The 528-nt window shown below is 29.9% G+C and carries 1 protein-coding gene; it reads right to left on the bottom strand.

Annotation, left to right across the window (positions count from 1 at the left end; translation table 11 throughout):
• Positions 1 to 108 precede the first annotated feature (108 nt).
• Positions 109 to 459 (bottom strand): hypothetical protein, encoded by a 351-nt coding sequence (locus tag DNK84_RS13235; protein ID WP_119344946.1) that lies wholly within the window; start codon positions 457 to 459, stop codon positions 109 to 111.
• Positions 460 to 528: the final 69 nt, after the last annotated feature.

The following is a 528-nucleotide window of genomic DNA, read 5'->3' as shown; positions in this document are numbered from 1 at the left end:
AGAAGTTGGAGTGAAGCAATGCCGCATTTTTTAATTAAATTTGAAGGCAGAATTTAAGTGCTATGAAAAATTTACACAGTTAGGTGGATGGGCTCGTAAATATCTTTTTTATTCTGAACCATTTTTCTCACCATAATACTTTTGAAATGTATTTTTAATCTCAACTAAAATTTTATTATAATGTTTATCTTCATATATTGATTTGGAAAATTGAATCTTGCCATTTGTAAATATATCCATTTTTTTTTCATCACACACCAATGTTTCAATAACAGTTGAGGTTTTATTTGATTTCCCTTCTATTTCAGATTTTATTAACCTTTCTATAACCCTTTCCCCAGAACCGTCTCTAATAGCCCTAGCATGTTTTATTAAAGCCGTTATATATTTATCTCCTTTCTTTACTAGACTTCTAATATAACCAGCGGTTCTAGCTGATATATTACGTCGAGTAGACATCTCTGTTTCTCCTATTTATAATTTAAATTTTAAACATAATGTGAGAAAGCATGATGCCCCTTCCAGAAC

This window comes from Facilibium subflavum (assembly GCF_003574485.1).
Classification (GTDB): domain Bacteria; phylum Pseudomonadota; class Gammaproteobacteria; order Francisellales; family Francisellaceae; genus Facilibium; species Facilibium subflavum.
This window is presented reverse-complemented; position numbering and strand designations above follow the sequence as displayed.

What these genes read in the sequence shown, in the direction of transcription:
- DNK84_RS13235 (WP_119344946.1), bottom strand. Translation starts at nt 459, where the DNA reads ATGTCTACTCGACGTAATATATCAGCTAGAACCGCTGGTTATATTAGA.